15 protein-coding genes and 1 tRNA gene are annotated in these 12,904 nt (G+C 71.1%); 11 read left to right on the top strand and 5 right to left on the bottom strand.

The annotated features are described in order from the left end of the window. Positions 1-269: 269 nt before the first annotated feature. On the bottom strand, positions 270-1,262 hold the full coding sequence (locus I59_RS21015; RefSeq protein WP_022904417.1) for a phytanoyl-CoA dioxygenase family protein: 993 nt from the start codon (positions 1,260-1,262) through the stop codon (positions 270-272). A 123-nt stretch (positions 1,263-1,385) separates the two neighbouring features. Here I59_RS21015 and I59_RS14085 point away from each other — a divergent pair, with 123 nt between their 5' ends. Then, positions 1,386-2,228 carry a helix-turn-helix domain-containing protein gene (locus tag I59_RS14085; RefSeq protein ID WP_022904418.1) on the top strand — a complete coding sequence of 281 codons (843 nt, stop codon included), beginning with the start codon at positions 1,386-1,388 and terminating at the stop codon, positions 2,226-2,228. A gap of 18 nt (positions 2,229-2,246) precedes the next feature. On the opposite strand, the gene I59_RS14090 is transcribed toward I59_RS14085, so the two are convergent. Continuing rightward, positions 2,247-2,636, bottom strand: coding sequence for a hypothetical protein (locus I59_RS14090; protein WP_022904419.1), 390 nt, complete (start codon positions 2,634-2,636; stop codon positions 2,247-2,249). A 113-nt stretch (positions 2,637-2,749) separates the two neighbouring features. Here I59_RS14090 and I59_RS14095 point away from each other — a divergent pair, with 113 nt between their 5' ends. The 3 genes from I59_RS14095 to I59_RS14105 are packed head-to-tail and all read left to right on the top strand — an operon-like array spanning position 2,750 to position 4,691. After that, the gene (locus tag I59_RS14095) at positions 2,750-3,199 is read left to right on the top strand and encodes a MaoC family dehydratase N-terminal domain-containing protein (RefSeq protein WP_083882150.1); all 450 of its coding nucleotides are present in this window, start codon (positions 2,750-2,752) and stop codon (positions 3,197-3,199) included. Continuing rightward, positions 3,196-3,636, top strand: coding sequence for a MaoC/PaaZ C-terminal domain-containing protein (locus I59_RS14100; RefSeq protein ID WP_022904421.1), 441 nt, complete (start codon positions 3,196-3,198; stop codon positions 3,634-3,636). The genes I59_RS14095 and I59_RS14100 overlap by 4 nt, the downstream gene beginning before the upstream one ends. Before the next feature lie 2 nt (positions 3,637-3,638). After that, on the top strand, positions 3,639-4,691 hold the full coding sequence (locus tag I59_RS14105; protein ID WP_022904422.1) for a UDP-N-acetylmuramate dehydrogenase: 1,053 nt from the start codon (positions 3,639-3,641) through the stop codon (positions 4,689-4,691). A 144-nt stretch (positions 4,692-4,835) separates the two neighbouring features. Here I59_RS14105 and I59_RS14110 read toward each other — a convergent pair whose 3' ends face one another. Then, positions 4,836-6,077 carry a pyridoxal phosphate-dependent aminotransferase gene (locus I59_RS14110; protein ID WP_022904423.1) on the bottom strand — a complete coding sequence of 414 codons (1,242 nt, stop codon included), beginning with the start codon at positions 6,075-6,077 and terminating at the stop codon, positions 4,836-4,838. Between the two features lie 112 nt (positions 6,078-6,189). On the opposite strand from I59_RS14110, the gene I59_RS14115 reads away from it, so the two are divergent. From I59_RS14115 to I59_RS14140, 6 genes are all read left to right on the top strand, one after another. Continuing rightward, positions 6,190-6,262: transfer RNA gene (locus tag I59_RS14115), tRNA-Trp, on the top strand. Between the two features lie 20 nt (positions 6,263-6,282). After that, positions 6,283-6,561 (top strand): preprotein translocase subunit SecE, encoded by a 279-nt coding sequence (secE, locus tag I59_RS14120; RefSeq protein WP_022904424.1) that lies wholly within the window; start codon positions 6,283-6,285, stop codon positions 6,559-6,561. A 75-nt stretch (positions 6,562-6,636) separates the two neighbouring features. Then, positions 6,637-7,674 carry a transcription termination/antitermination protein NusG gene (gene nusG / locus I59_RS14125; protein WP_022904425.1) on the top strand — a complete coding sequence of 346 codons (1,038 nt, stop codon included), beginning with the start codon at positions 6,637-6,639 and terminating at the stop codon, positions 7,672-7,674. A gap of 121 nt (positions 7,675-7,795) precedes the next feature. Next, positions 7,796-8,227, top strand: coding sequence for a 50S ribosomal protein L11 (gene rplK, locus I59_RS14130; RefSeq protein WP_022904426.1), 432 nt, complete (start codon positions 7,796-7,798; stop codon positions 8,225-8,227). Positions 8,228-8,302: 75 nt separating this feature from the next. Then, positions 8,303-8,992 (top strand): 50S ribosomal protein L1, encoded by a 690-nt coding sequence (gene rplA, locus I59_RS14135; protein WP_022834225.1) that lies wholly within the window; start codon positions 8,303-8,305, stop codon positions 8,990-8,992. A gap of 91 nt (positions 8,993-9,083) precedes the next feature. Continuing rightward, positions 9,084-9,692: a Pr6Pr family membrane protein gene (locus I59_RS14140; RefSeq protein WP_022904427.1), complete on the top strand. Its 609-nt coding sequence runs from the start codon at positions 9,084-9,086 to the stop codon at positions 9,690-9,692. On the opposite strand, the gene I59_RS14145 is transcribed toward I59_RS14140, so the two are convergent. Continuing rightward, complete coding sequence (locus I59_RS14145; RefSeq protein ID WP_042726767.1) at positions 9,689-10,246, bottom strand: YqaJ viral recombinase family protein; 558 nt, start codon at positions 10,244-10,246, stop codon at positions 9,689-9,691. The two genes, I59_RS14140 and I59_RS14145, sit on opposite strands and share 4 nt — an antisense overlap. 341 nt (positions 10,247-10,587) lie before the next feature. Next, positions 10,588-11,814 carry an ROK family transcriptional regulator gene (locus I59_RS14150; RefSeq protein ID WP_022904428.1) on the bottom strand — a complete coding sequence of 409 codons (1,227 nt, stop codon included), beginning with the start codon at positions 11,812-11,814 and terminating at the stop codon, positions 10,588-10,590. Between the two features lie 144 nt (positions 11,815-11,958). Between I59_RS14150 and I59_RS14155 the strand changes: the two genes are divergently transcribed. Then, positions 11,959-12,705, top strand: a complete 747-nt coding sequence (locus I59_RS14155; RefSeq protein WP_022904429.1) for a sugar phosphate isomerase/epimerase — start codon at positions 11,959-11,961, stop codon at positions 12,703-12,705. Positions 12,706-12,904: the final 199 nt, after the last annotated feature.

Raw genomic sequence — 12,904 nt, forward strand, 5'->3', positions numbered from 1 at the left:
GTGGCCGAGGCGCAGCGGCTGTTGGTGTCGACCCGACTCCCGGTCGCGGACGTTGCCCTCGCCGCGGGGTTTCGGCTCGACCAGCCAGTTCCACGAGCGCTTCCGGACGGCCGTCGGGACGACCCCGTCGGCCTACCGCCGCCGGACGTCCGCCGTCGACGACGAGGATGGCCCGGGGAGGGAAGGGCCGGTCGGGCCGGACGCGCCGGGGCTCCGGTCCGGGTCGCGTCGGATCCGGACCGGAGCGCGTCACTGAACCGCTCGGCTCGTCAGACGGGACGCCCGGTCGGCTTGGTCGCGACGCTGCCGGCGCTGCAGTACGAACCGGGCGAGTGCACGCCGTGGGCGACTCGCAGTTCCGCGTCCCGGTCGTCGCTCATCCGTGGGGCGAACTCGCTGCTGACGTTCCAGGCGAACCCGTCGCTCCCGGGGTGCTGCCGCCGCCACTCGTCGAGTCCGAGTGCCACCAACCGGAGTCGCTGGTCGACGAAGGCTGCGTCCCAGGGCCCTTCGGCCAGGATCTGCTGGGCGGAGCGGAACTCGTAGTACACCGTCCGGCGCAGGGCGTTCGCGAGGGTCGCTTCGGAACCGTGCACCAGCATGACGTCGTGGACGAGGACGTCGCCCGGCTCGAGCTCCGTCTGCACCACGCCCGGGGCGTCCCAGCCGTACTCGTCCTGCAGTGCGCACACGTCCACCACCTGTTTCTGCGAGCCCGGGGCGACGCGGAGCGACCCGGCGCCCTTGCGGCTCGCGTCGAGGTAGACGTCCACGTTGAAGATGCGGTCGGTCCTCGGGTGCACGGCATCCTGGTGCCAGTCGATCGGGGCGCCGTCACCGGTGTTCTTGAAGACGAGTGACTCGTAGGTCGGGACGAAGTCGGGTCCGGCGAGGCTCTCGGCGATCCCGAGCACCTCCGGGCTGCCCAGCAGCTCGAGCGACGCGGGCTCGTGCTTGTCGTGCAGGTAGTTGATGCGGAAGAGCACCCGACCGGAGGGGCGGGTGGCGAAGTCGTAGTCGCCGTTCCCGGCCTGCTCGTCATCGAGCGCGTGGCCGTCGGCGATCCACCGGTTGCTCGCCGCCTGCAGCTTCTCGAGGAGCGGCCCGCGGATCCGGCCCCGCAGGATCACGTACCCGTGTTCGTCGAAGTGCGCCACCTCCTCCGGGGTGAGGTGGTGGGCCTCGTGCCGGAGCGGTCGGCTCCGGTCGGGCAGTGGCGCGGTCGGGTTCCGGTCGGACGCCGGGGCGTTCGTGATGGTCATCGGGTACCTCCTCGAGAGGGTGGTCCCGCCCTGGTCATCGGCGGGAGTGGTCAGGTGCGACGCTAAGGTGGTGGATCGCGGAAGTCTTCCGCGATCCACGCCGAGGAATCCAGGAATCCACCCGTGTCCGCGTCACCGCCCGAACCTCGCCTGCACGGCAACACCTTCGGCTTCTCGGCGTGGCGCGGAAGGTCGACGACGATGGCCGTTCCGCATGCGCACAACGACGTCGAGGTCAACTACTGCCGGTCGCCGTTGACCTACGACTCCGGCGGTCGGGTGTCGACGCTGCCGCCTGGGACGCCGTTCGCCTTCTGGGGTGCGAAGCCCCACCAGCTGGTCGACCTGGACGATCGGCACCCGCTGGCGTTCGTCACGATCCCGTTCGCGCAGTTCGCCTCGTGGGGTCTGCCCGCGGACGTCCGTGGCCGCCTGCTCGACGGCGGGGTGCTCATCGGGGGCGTGCCCGAGGACGCTCCGGACCTCGGAGCGGCGTTCGACCGCTGGGCGTCCGACCTCCACTCCGGGGACGCCGCGCGTCGTCGGGCAGCAGAGCTCGAGGTGCAGGCGCTCCTGGTCAGGATGTCGCGCGGTGACTGGGCTCCCCGCCGCGCCGCCGAGCCGAACAGCTCGATCGCGCTCCGACGTGCGGCCACGATGGCCGCCTACATCGCCGACCACGCCGGCGCGGACGTCCGGGTCGCCGACGTGGCTGCGGCGGTCCACCTGCACCCCAACCGCGCCGCGGCGGTCTTCCGGTCGGTGTTCGGCACGACCGTGACGGCGTTCCTCGCCCAGCACCGCGTCGCCGAGGCGCAGCGGCTCCTGCTGACGACCGACCTCGGCTCCGGGGAGATCGCCACCCGTGCCGGCTTCGGCTCGTCGAGCGCGTACCACCAGGTGTTCCGGGCGATCGTGGGGTCGCCGCCCCTCCGGTGGCAGCGAGACCACCTCGGCGACGGGTGAACGGGCCGGCCCGTGCGCTCAGTGGTACCCGTGGTCCGTCCGCCCGACGAGCACCCCGGCCGCCCGCAGCGCCGTCTCGACGCTCCCGGTGACCTGACGCCACGCGGCCCGCCGACGCTCGGTACCGATCGTCCCCCCGGCGACCGCGGTGCCGTGCCCCGCGGGACGGACCGTGATCGTGGTGGACGTGCCGGTGACGGTCGTCGAGACCTCGTAGCGGCGGAACTCCCGGGACGGGTGGACGAGCGCGCCGAGGAGGATCGTGAGGAACCGGTTCCCGCTCGTCGCGGTGATGGTCCCGCCGGTGGAGGTGACCTCGTGGCCGCTCCGTCGCAGTGCGGCCCCGGCCACCTCCATCGCCGTGCGTCGGTCCCCGGTGTGGACCGCGTACTCCGTCCGTGCCTCCATGGCTGCTCCCTCCCCGAGCGCGAGCGGCACCCCCCCGACGCCGCTGCAGCAGCATAGCCGATGCGTACTCATGGAAACAGGGATGTCGGACGGCGCTCGGTAGACTGCCGGACGTGTCTGTGAACCCCGAGCTCGTCGGCAGGACGTTCCCGCCGGCCCAGCCGTACCTGGTCGGTCGCGAGAAGGTGCGTGAGTTCTCCCGTGCCGTGTTCGCGACCAACCCGATCCACCACGAGCCCGAGGCCGCCCGCGCCGCCGGCTACGACGACGTCGTGGCCCCGCCGACCTTCGCGGTCGTCGTGCAGGAAGCGACGCTCGCGCAGCTCCTGGCCGAGCCCGACGCCGGCATCGACTTCTCGCGCGTCGTGCACGGGGAGCAGGCGTTCACGTACGACCGTCCGATCGTCGCCGGCGACGAGCTCACCGCGACGCTGACCGTGACGAGCGTGAAGACCCTCGGCGGCAACGCCATGGTCACCGCCGAGTCCACCGTGGTCGACGCGTCCGGCGAGCACGTCGTCACCGCCACGTCCACCCTCGTCGTCCGGGGAGATGACGCATGAGCACCCACGTCCAGCACGGAGAGGCCGACACCGCCGTCGCGGTCGGCACGGTCGTCGCCGAGCGCGAGGTGCACGTGACCCGCGACTCGCTCGTCCGGTACGCCGGCGCCTCGGGGGACTTCAACCCGATCCACTACCGCGACGACGTCGCCGCTTCGGTGGGGCTGCCCGGTGTGCTCGCGCACGGCATGCTGACCATGGGCCTCGCCGTCCAGCCGGTCGCCGAGTGGCTCGGCGACCGCGGCTGGGTCGCACGCTACGGTGTCCGGTTCACCCGTCCCGTCGTCGTCGACCCGCAGGACGGCGCGACCGTCGGCGTGGTGGCCAAGGTCGGCACCGTGGACGACGCGGGCCGTCCGCAGCGCATCGACCTCACCGTGACCGCCGCCGGGCAGACCGTGCTCGGCAAGGCGCAGGTCACGGTGGCGTTCCGCTGACCGTGACGGACGCCGTCCTCGCCGACCTCACGACGCTCCGCGTCGGCGGTCCCGCGAGCACGCTGCTCACCGCTGCGACCACCGACGAGCTCGTCGCGCACGCGCACACCGCCTGGCAGGACGACGACTGGCTGGTGGTCGGTGGCGGGAGCAACGTCCTCGTCGCCGACACCGGGTTCGACGGAACGGTCGTGCTCGTCAGGACGCGGGGCGTCCAGGTGGTGCAGTCGGACTACCCCGGCGAGCACGCCGACGGCGTCACCGTCCGCGTGGCGGCCGGGGAACCGTGGGACGCGTTCGTCGCGCAGACCGTGGCGAACGGTTGGACCGGCCTGGAGGCCCTCAGCGGCATCCCGGGCACCGTCGGTGCCGCCCCCGTGCAGAACATCGGCGCCTACGGGGTCGAGCTGTCCGACGTGCTCACCCGGATCGAGTTCCTCGACGCGTCGACGGGGGAGCGCGCGTGGGTGCCCGCGGCCGAGCTGGCGCTCGGCTACCGCTCGTCCACGCTGAAGCACGGGCGACGGGGCGTGGTCCTCACCGTCGAGTTCCGGCTCGGCACCGCGAGCGACGACGGCGTGCCCGTCCGGTACGCGCAGCTCGCCGGCTCGCTCGGCGTCGAGCTCGGCACGCGGGTGGCGCCGGCGACGGTGCGCGACGAAGTCCTCCGCCTCCGGGCGTCGAAGGGCATGGTGCTCGACGGTGACGACCACGACACGTGGAGCGCCGGGTCGTTCTTCACGAACCCGATCGTGTCCGCGGCCTTCGCCGAGTCCCTGCCCGCCGACGCGCCGCGCTGGCCCGCCGGCGACGACGTCAAGCTCAGCGCCGCGTGGCTCATCGAACACGCGGGCGTCCACCGCGGGTACGCGGTCCCCGGGTCGCGCGCCGCGATCTCCTCGAAGCACACCCTCGCGCTGACGAACCGCGGCGGCGCGACGGCAGCGCAGGTCGCCGAACTGGCGCGGTACGTGCAGGTGACCGTGCTCAACCGCTTCGGCGTCACGCTCGTGCCGGAGCCGGTCGTGGTGGGCGACCTGCTCGCCGGGGGCTGACCGTCAGCGCTGACCCTCGTCGCCGGCCGACCTCGAGAGCCGAGCCGTGCCTCCAGGGCGGTGCGCCGGACGGCGCGGCATCCGCTGGACGCAGATCGCGCCCCGTCGTGACGGGGCGCGATCTGCGTCGTGGTGTGCGATCCGCTAGCTGAAGAGCTTCGCCAGCCGCGACACGCCCTCGGCGATGTCGTCGTCGCCGAGCGCGTAGGACAGGCGGAGGTAGCCGGAGGGGCCGAAGGCCTCGCCGGGGACGACCGCGACCTCGGCGTGCTCGAGGATGAGGTCCGCGAGCTCGAGGGTCGTCGTCGGGGTGGAACCGGCCCACTCGCGGCCGAGCAGCGCCGTGACGTCGGGGTAGACGTAGAAGGCACCCTTCGGCGTCGGCGTGTTGAAGCCCGGGATCGCGTTGAGCCCCTCCACGATGGCGCGGCGGCGTCGATCGAAGGCCTCGCGCATGGCCGTCACGGGCTCCTGCGGGCCGTCGAGTGCGGCGATCGCGGCGCGCTGCGACACGTTCGAGACGTTGCTCGAGAGGTGGGACTGCAGGTTCGACGCGGCCTTGACCGCGTCCGCCGGGCCGATGAACCAGCCGACGCGCCAGCCGGTCATCGCGTAGGTCTTCGCGACCCCGTTGACGAGGATCGTCGTGTCCGCGAGGGCAGGGACGGCCTCGAGGACGCCGGTGAACCGGACGCCGTCGTAGACGAGGTCCTGGTAGATCTCGTCGCTGATGACCCAGATGCCGTGCTCGAGCGCCCACTCGCCGATGGCCTTCGTCTGCTCGGCGGAGTACACCGACCCGGTCGGGTTCGAGGGCGAGCAGAAGAGCAGGGCCTTCGTCTTCGGGGTGCGCGCTGCCTCGAGCTGCTCGACGGTGACGAGGTAGTCCTGGTCGCTGCCGGCGAAGACCTCGACCGGGACGCCGCCCGCGAGCCGGATGGCCTCGGGGTAGGTGGTCCAGTACGGGGCGGGCAGCAGGACCTCGTCGCCGTCGTCGACGATCGTCTGGAAGGCCTGGTAGACCGCCTGCTTCCCACCGTTGGTGATGATGACCTGCGACGGGTCGACCGACACGCCCGACTCGCGCGCCGTCTTCTCGGCGACGGCCTGCTTCAGCTCGGGGAGCCCGGTGGCGGGCGTGTAGCGGTGGTTCTTCGGGTCCTGCGCGGCGGCGACGGCGGCGTCGACGACGTGCTGCGGCGTGGCGAAGTCGGGCTCGCCCGCGGCGAACGAGATGACGGGTCGACCCGCGGCCTTGAGCGCCTTGGCCTTCGCGTCGACCTTGAGCGTGGCCGACTCGGCGATGGCCGCGATGCGGGACGCGATGCGCTGCTGCGGGGCGGCGGGGTTGGCGGTGGACTCGGGGCCTTCGGCTGCGGTGCTCACACCCCGAGCCTACCGGGGCGGCACGCCGGGGGCGGCGGTCAAGTGGACACCGTGTGACGGACTCCCGTACACTCGACCACCGGAACGCGGAACGGTGACGAACCGTGTTCGAAGGGCGGTGGCTCAATTGGTAGAGCAGCGGTCTCCAAAACCGCAGGTTGCAGGTTCGAGTCCTGTCCGCCCTGCACATCTGGAAGGGTAGAAGTTGGCGAGCAAAGACGTGGAAGCGACGGCGGACGACGTCGTCGCCAAGGCGAAGCAGGACCGCGCATCGCGTCGCGGGCCGTTCGCTGCCATCGTGCTGTTCATCCGGCAGGTCATGGGCGAACTCCGCAAGGTGGTCACGCCGACCCGCAAGGAGCTCTTCAGCTACACCGGTGTCGTCCTCGTCTTCGTGATCGTGATGATGATCCTGGTCTCGGTCCTCGACTTCGTGTTCGGGCTCGGCGTCGGTTACGTCTTCGGCAACGGGCCGACCGCCTGAACCGGTCCGTCCGACCGCCGGCCGGGCTGATCGCTCGCCGACCCGATCCGCACCACCGAACGGAAAGAACCGACATTGTCTGACAACTCCCGCGACGACATCGACCTCGCGACGGCTGCCGAGCAGTCCTCCGAGGTCGAGGAGAACCAGGAAGGCGACGTCGAGACCGGCGAACTGCTCTCGGCCGAGTCCTCCGAGGAGCGTGCGATCTCCGTGGAGGACGCCGACGACGAGTCCCTCGGCCTGAGCGACGAGCCGGACGACGGCACCGTCGACGCGGGCATCGACGAGGCGCTCACCGCCCTGCAGGAGTCGCGTGACCCCGAGGCCGACGCGGTCGTCGACGACGCCCTCGAGATCGACTCCGCCGACGAGGCGGAGGCCGCTGTCGAGGCCGTCGAGGACGAGGAAGAAGTCGAGCTGGAGTCCGAGACCGCCGAGCAGGCGAACGAGACGCTGGCCGCCGACGAGGCCCTCGACGACGAGCCCGCCGAGGTCGACCCGTACGAGGCGTTCAAGGCCGAGCTGCGGATGAAGCCGGGCAAGTGGTACGTCATCCACTCCTACGCGGGCTTCGAGCGTCGCGTGAAGTCGAACATCGAGAACCGCATGGTGTCGATGTCGATGGAGGACTACATCTACCAGGTCGAGGTCCCGATGGAGGACGTCGTCGAGATCAAGAACGGGCAGCGCAAGCTGGTCACCCGCGTCCGGATCCCCTCGTACGTGCTCGTCCGCATGGACCTCAACGAGGACTCGTGGTCCGTCGTCCGCCACACCCCGGGCGTCACCGGCTTCGTGGGCAACGCGCACAACCCGACCCCGCTCCGCTTCGACGAGGCCTTCGGCATGCTGAAGTCGCTCGTCCAGGTCGCCGAGGCCGCTCCGGCCAAGGGCGGCGCGAAGTCCGGCGGTGCCGCACAGGCGCAGCCGCAGGCCGAGGTCGACTTCGAGATCGGCGAGACGATCACCATCAAGGAAGGCTCGTTCGCGGGCCTGCCCGGTTCGATCTCCGAGATCAAGCCGGAGAGCGGCAAGCTCACCGTCCTCGTCTCGCTGTTCGAGCGCGAGACCCCGGTCGAGCTCAGCTTCGACCAGGTCACCAAGCTGTAGTAAGCTACCCAGGTTTGGCCCCGCACGCTGAGCGTGTGGGGCTTCACCGCGGTCCGGAACGGCCGGGCCCGCGGGAGAGTGCACGGATCCCCGTGCGTTCGATTCCAGGAGGAAACAAGTCATGGCACCGAAGAAGAAGGTCACGGGCCTGATCAAGCTGCAGATCAACGCGGGCGCCGCCAACCCGGCCCCGCCGATCGGTCCTGCGCTCGGTCAGCACGGCGTGAACATCATGGAGTTCTGCAAGGCGTACAACGCCGCGACCGAGTCGCAGCGCGGCAACGTCGTCCCGGTCGAGATCACCGTCTACGAGGACCGTTCGTTCACGTTCATCCTCAAGACCCCGCCGGCCGCCGAGCTCATCAAGAAGGCTGCGGGTGTGCAGAAGGGGTCGTCGACCCCGCACACGGTCAAGGTCGCCAAGATCTCGATGGACCAGGTCCGTCAGATCGCCGAGACCAAGCAGGCCGACCTGAACGCCAACGACATCGAGCAGGCCGCGAAGATCATCGCCGGCACCGCGCGCTCGATGGGCATCACGGTCGAAGCCTGATCCACACCCCCTACACCCTTCCGTGGGAGAGCCTCGCCGGCTCGTCAACCACGTAGCTTCCGCGAGGAGAACACCATGGCGAAGAAGTCCAAGGCCTACCAGGCCGCGGCCGCGAAGATCGAGGCCGACAAGTTCTACACCCCGACCGAGGCAGTCGCCCTCGCGAAGGAGACCGGCTCGGCGAAGACCGACTCCACCGTCGAGGTCGCGCTGAAGCTCGGCGTCGACCCGCGCAAGGCGGACCAGATGGTCCGCGGCACGGTCATCCTGCCGCACGGCACGGGCAAGACCGCCCGCGTCATCGTGTTCGCGGTGGGCGCTGCCGCCGAGGCCGCGATCGCCGCCGGTGCCGACGAGGTCGGTGGCGACGAGCTCATCCAGAAGGTCGCCGACGGCTACACCGCCTTCGACTCGGCCGTCGCGACCCCGGACCTCATGGGCAAGGTCGGTCGTCTGGGCAAGGTGCTCGGCCCGCGTGGCCTCATGCCGAACCCGAAGACCGGCACGGTGACCCCGAACGTGGCGCAGGCCGTCAACGACATCAAGGGCGGCAAGATCGAGTTCCGCGTCGACAAGCACGCCAACGTGCACTTCGTCGTGGGCAAGGCCTCGTTCACGCCGGAGCAGCTCGACGAGAACATCTCGGCCGCGCTCGAGGAGATCGTCCGCCTCAAGCCGAGCTCGTCGAAGGGCCGCTACATCACGAAGGGGTCCGTCGCGACCACCTTCGGCCCCGGCATCCCGCTGGACGTCAACAGCATCTGATCCGAGTCGTCAGGCTCGAACGAGGAGACCCGCACCGGCAACGGTGCGGGTCTCCTCGTCGTCCGGGCTCCTGTCCCGATAGCGTGGCCGCGTGCGCACCCTCGTGAACGCCCTGCGGCTCGTCGCCGTGATCGCCGTCGCGGCCGCGATCCTGGCCCAGTGGCTCGTGAGCTCGAAGCTCCCGAGCTACAACTTCTTCAACTACTTCGGCTACTTCACGAACCAGTCGAACATCTTCATCGCACTGGCGTTCGCGATCACCCTGGTGACCGCCGCCCGGCGGAAGCAGGGAGCGCTCGGCACGAGCATCTTCCGCGGTGCGTCGACCGTCTACATCGCGACGACCGGGATCGTCTACAACACGCTGCTCGTCAGCATCGACGTGCAGTCGTCGGTGCCGTGGTCGAACGACGTGCTGCACAAGGTCATGCCCGTGTACGCGGTGCTCGACTGGCTGCTGTTCTCCGACCGGTCGCGCCTGCTCCTCCGGCACGTGTGGCTGTTCCTGATCTACCCGGCCGTCTGGCTCGTCGTCATCCTGATCCGCGGCGCGACCGACGGGTGGGTGCCGTACCCGTTCCTCGACCCGTCGCTCGGGTACGGCGTCGTGGCGCTCTACTGCCTGGGGATCGCCGTCTTCATCGCGCTCATGGGCGTGCTCGTCGTCGGGATGAGCCGACTCCGGATCGTGCGGGTCTAGAGCCGGTCGCGGCGGAGGGTGTCGAGCACCCGGTCGGCGAGGTCGATGAGCACCCGGATCTGGTCGTCGTCGCGGTCCACCCACCGGCACTCCGGCTCGTCGTGCGCGGGGACGAAGTCGTCGTGGCGCTCCCAGACGAACAGGGTGCGGTCGGCGCCGAGGACGTACTGCTGCCACCAGATCTGCCGCAGGTAGTGGCGCGGGATGCTCCGCCACGCCTTCGCGGTCGTCTTGATCTCGGCGAGCACGAGCCGGCCGTCGCCGTCGTGGCCGACGCCGTCCGGGGTGGCGAGGTGGGCACGGTTCGCCGCGGCGTGGAAGAGGTGGGCGGAGGGCTCGATGCCGTGGGTGGCGGCGACCCAGGCGGCGATGACGGGCTCGCGTTCCTTGCCGTGCTCCGTGTAGACGTTGCCGGAGAACCGTGAGCCGTAGCGCTTGTCCGCGACGACCGCGTGGACGGCGCGCAGCGAGGCGAGCCGTGCGACGTCGGTGGCGGTGATGCCCATCGCGCGGGCACGGAGCCACGCGACGCGGTCCGAGGAGTGGGCGACGATGCGCTCGGTGTGTCCGCGGAGGACCGTGAACGTGTCGTGCCGGGCTGTACCCGGGCCGAACCGGACGCGGTGCCGGAACCGGACGCCGAGCCTGAACCGGACGCGGTGCCGGAGCCGGACGCCGTCCGGGAGGACGACGCGGTGCCGGAGCCGACCGTGCGCGCGACCGGAGCCGACCCGCCGGGCGCGGGACGTTCCTCCAGACCGGGGTCCAGGTCGCCCCACAGGGTGGGCTGCACGATCGTCACCCGACGATTCTCACCCCCGGTACCGACGGAGCGGAAACCGACGCGCGGTCAGGACACCAGCGGTCAGGACACCAGTGGTCAGGACACCAGTGGTCAGGACACCAGCGGTCGGGACGCGAGCGCCCGTCCCTCGGCGAACGCGACGAGCTCGTCGACGCCCGCGGGGGAGAGCGCGTAGCCGATGGCCAGTGCCGCGGCCCCGTGGAGGGCCGCGTGGGCGCCGGCGCGTGACTGCGCGATGACGAGGTGCTCCGTGGCGAGCGGCATCGAGCGGGAGTACACGACCTCGCGGACGCCGGCGAGGAGGTGCTCGCCGGCTCGGGTGACCGAGCCACCGAGCACGATCACCGACGGGTTCATCAGCGACACGCACGTCGCCAACACCTCGCCGATGTCCCGGCCGGCCTGTCGGACCGCCGCGATGGCGTCGAGGTCGGCCCGGGCGACGAGGTCGACGACGTCGCCGCTCGTGTGCGCGTCCCGGCCCTTCGCCCGGAGCGCCCGCGCGATCGCCGGACCGGAGGCGACGGCCTCGAGGCAGCCGGTGTTCCCGCAGTGGCAGGGGATGTCCTCGGCGCGGCTCACCCGGACGTGCCCGATGTCGCCGGCCGTGCCCTGGGCGCCGCGCTGCAGGACGCCGTCCGAGACGATGCCCGAGCCGATGCCGGTGGCCACCTTGACGAAGAGCAGGTGGTCGACGTCGGTCCACCCGCGTTGCCGTTCACCGAGGGCGGCGATGTTCACGTCGTTGTCGAGCAGGACGTGGGCGGCGACGTGCTCCCGCAGCCAGCCGGGCACGTCGAAGCCGTCCCAGCCGGGCATGATCGGCGGGTTCGCCGGACGCCCGGTGGAGAACTCGACCGGGCCGGGCACGCCGATCCCGATCGCGATGACGTCGTCGCGGGCGCGGTCGACCTCGTCGAGGAGCTCGTCGATGACCGACACGAGCCAGGAGAGCGTCGGGACGGGCCCGGCGGCGATGTCGATCCGGGCCTCCCGGGTCGCCAGCGGAGCCCCCGTGAGGTCGGTGACCGCCACCCGGCCGTGCGACGCTCCGAGGTCGGCGGCGACCACGAGCCGGGCTCGCGGCACGAGGGCCACCTGGGCGGGCGGCCGCCCACCGGTCGAGGCCGCGGTCTGCACCGGGCCGACGAGTCCGACCTCGATGAGGGCGTCCAGGCGCACGCCGATCGTCGAGCGTGCGAGTCCCGTCAGGGCGGCGAGTTCGGCCCGGGTCCGCGGCACGCCGTCGCGGAGGATCTGGAAGAGCTCGCTCGTCCCGACCGGCGGCGACGCTGCCGTCCGTGTCAAGTCGACCATGCGGCGAGTAGAGCACACATCGAACAGGACGCGCAACGAAGTCCGTCGAAGTCAACGCAACTTCTGCTTGACCGTCGACAGAAGCGGTCATAGTGTGACGATCGGTCAGTGACGACCGCACCATCTCGACGAGGAGACCTCCTGGTGACCCAACCGCTCTCGGTTCAGCTCTACACCGTCCGCGATGCCCTCTCGGCCGACCTGCCCGGCACGCTGCAGCGCATCGCCGACATCGGCTACACGAACGTCGAACTCTTCGGCTACGTCGACCGTGCGCCCGAACTCCGCGACGCGCTCGCCGCCGCCGGACTGGCCGCCCCGAGCGGACACGCACGCCTGCTGGACGCCGGCGAGCAGGACCTCGAGGCGATCTTCCACGCGAGCGTGACGGCCGGGATGACCACCCTCATCGACCCGCACATCGACGAGGCCCGCTGGACCACCCGCGAGGACGTGGAGGCGATCGCCCGGGAGCTGAGCGCCCTCGCCCCCCGGGCCGCGGACCACGGCCTGACCCTCGGCTACCACAACCACGCGTTCGAGTTCTCGAACCGCATCGACGGCGTCTCCGCCTACGAGGTCTTCGCCGACGCTCTGTCCGACGACGTCGTGCTGGAGCTCGACACGTACTGGGTCACGGTCGGCGGGGACGACCCGGTGGCGGTCATCGGGAAGTACGGCGACAAGGTGCAGTTTCTCCACGTGAAGGACGGCGACGGGTCGCACGACGACACCAAGCAGGTCGCCGTGGGCGACGGGATCATGCCGGTCCGCGAGATCCTCGCGGCTGCGCCGGACGCCCTGCACGTCGTGGAGCTCGACGACCACGAGGGCGACGTCTTCCAGGCCGTGGCCGACTCGTACACCTTCCTGCAGGGGGTCCGCGCATGACCGACACCGCGGCGAACGCGGCTCCGGCCGACACCACGACGGCCGACACCGCGGCGAACGCGGCTCCGGCCGACGCTACGACGCCCGAGTTCGCGACGGCCGCCGACGGCGCACGCCGTACCGGTCGGTCGGCGTCGGCGTCATCGGCGCCGGGGTCATCTCGGACCAGTACCTGTCGGACCTGACGGTCTTCCCCGAC

It is taken from the genome of Curtobacterium sp. B8 (assembly GCF_000333315.1).
GTDB lineage: Bacteria > Actinomycetota > Actinomycetes > Actinomycetales > Microbacteriaceae > Curtobacterium > Curtobacterium luteum.

Bases quoted from the DNA above. Each gene is read 5' to 3' on its own strand.
- I59_RS21015 (WP_022904417.1), bottom strand. From the start codon at position 1,262: ATGACCATCACGAACGCCCCGGCGTCCGACCGGAACCCGACCGCGCCA.
- I59_RS14090 (WP_022904419.1), bottom strand. From the start codon at position 2,636: ATGGAGGCACGGACGGAGTACGCGGTCCACACCGGGGACCGACGCACG.
- I59_RS14100 (WP_022904421.1), top strand. From the start codon at position 3,196: ATGAGCACCCACGTCCAGCACGGAGAGGCCGACACCGCCGTCGCGGTC.
- rplK (WP_022904426.1), top strand. From the start codon at position 7,796: ATGGCACCGAAGAAGAAGGTCACGGGCCTGATCAAGCTGCAGATCAAC.
- rplA (WP_022834225.1), top strand. From the start codon at position 8,303: ATGGCGAAGAAGTCCAAGGCCTACCAGGCCGCGGCCGCGAAGATCGAG.
- I59_RS14150 (WP_022904428.1), bottom strand. From the start codon at position 11,814: ATGGTCGACTTGACACGGACGGCAGCGTCGCCGCCGGTCGGGACGAGC.